Genomic DNA, 1,302 nt, shown 5'->3' with positions numbered 1-1,302 from the left:
TGGTTCCTCGCTGTTTCAAGTGGGTAGGGCAAATTTAAGCCTCCCCCCGATGAGGTAGATCATGGCGATCAGGTTTCGAGTTGATCGATAGCCCCTCGCCCTGGATTTCGCGGATTGAACCAGGCTGTTGAGCCCTTCGAGGATGCCGTTGCTGATCCCGGAGGTGAACCAACGCAAGATGCCGTTCCAGTGTCGTTTAATTGTGGCCGCGGCCTTTTTCATTGGCTCCAGTCGGCTGTGCGTGGCCCAGAAGTACCATTTCTTCAGAAATGCTTCTGACTGCTCCACTGGCTGCGTGAACAGCTCCTGGAAATTGAGCTTCAGATGGTAGGCGCGGGTTGTCTTCAGGTTGAGCTTGGGCAGGCTGAGTTCTTTGAGACGTTCGGCCTGGCTAGCCTTGAGATTCTCAGGATTTTTGAGCCAGACATGACGACTTCTAGAGAGCTCCGGACGATCCTTCTGCTCGGCGCGGCGGACTTCGTCCACAGCCTCGTTGATAATTTTCATGATGTGAAATTTGTCGAAGGTGATTTGAGCCTTGGGGAAGTGCTCCCGGATTCCGCCAATGAACGCTTGAGACATGTCGCAGCAGGCTTCCTCAACACGTTCTGGGCAACCGCCATGTGCCGAGAAATCCTGTTTGAAGCGCTCAACGGTTGAAGAATCCTTGCCCTCGGTGGCGAAGAGGACTTTGCGGTCTTGCAGATCCACGAACAGGCTCACATAGTTGTGGCCACGCTTGCAGGCGGTTTCATCGACGCCGAACCGTGTGATCTCCGAGAAATCAGCTCGCTCACGGGCCTGGTCCACATAATGGTGCACGATGCGCCACAAACGCGTGTCGTGCTCGCCAACATAGGCGGCGACGGTCTTGACCGGCATGGCTTTGACAAGGGTCATGATCATGGCTTCGAACAGCAGCGTGAAGCCGCTTCCTGGTCGAGCCCACGGAACAGGCAGGAGTTTGACTCCACACTTGTCGCATCGAACACGAGGAACTTTTGCCGAAAGGTAGGCCTCATGCTGGAAAAAGTTCAAATGGCGCCACGTCTTCTCAACGGTGTCGTGAGCCTTGAGGCCCATTTGGCCACATTCAGGGCAAGCGAACATGCTGCCGCGAGGACAGCCAAGCCTGATGTCGAGGCGCTGTCGTTGCGGATCGAACTCGCAAGAAACCACCTCCCACGGAGGGGTCAAGCCAAGGGCCAACTGGAAAAGGTCGGTGTCTTTCATAGGCGAACGAATTACCCGGATGCGGTCAGGGGTTCAAGGCCCCTACCCACTTGAAACAGCGAGGAACCC

General features: G+C 55.8%; 1 protein-coding gene. It reads right to left on the bottom strand.

Annotated features, from left to right (window positions below; genetic code table 11):
* Positions 1-15: 15 nt before the first annotated feature.
* Positions 16-1,233 carry an ISL3 family transposase gene (locus H4684_RS20485; protein WP_192625176.1) on the bottom strand — a complete coding sequence of 406 codons (1,218 nt, stop codon included), beginning with the start codon at positions 1,231-1,233 and terminating at the stop codon, positions 16-18.
* Positions 1,234-1,302: the final 69 nt, after the last annotated feature.

The sequence above is a fragment of the Desulfomicrobium macestii genome, assembly GCF_014873765.1.
GTDB lineage: Bacteria > Desulfobacterota > Desulfovibrionia > Desulfovibrionales > Desulfomicrobiaceae > Desulfomicrobium > Desulfomicrobium macestii.
Note: the sequence above shows the minus strand (reverse complement) of the source record. Positions and strands in the feature narration are given on the sequence as shown.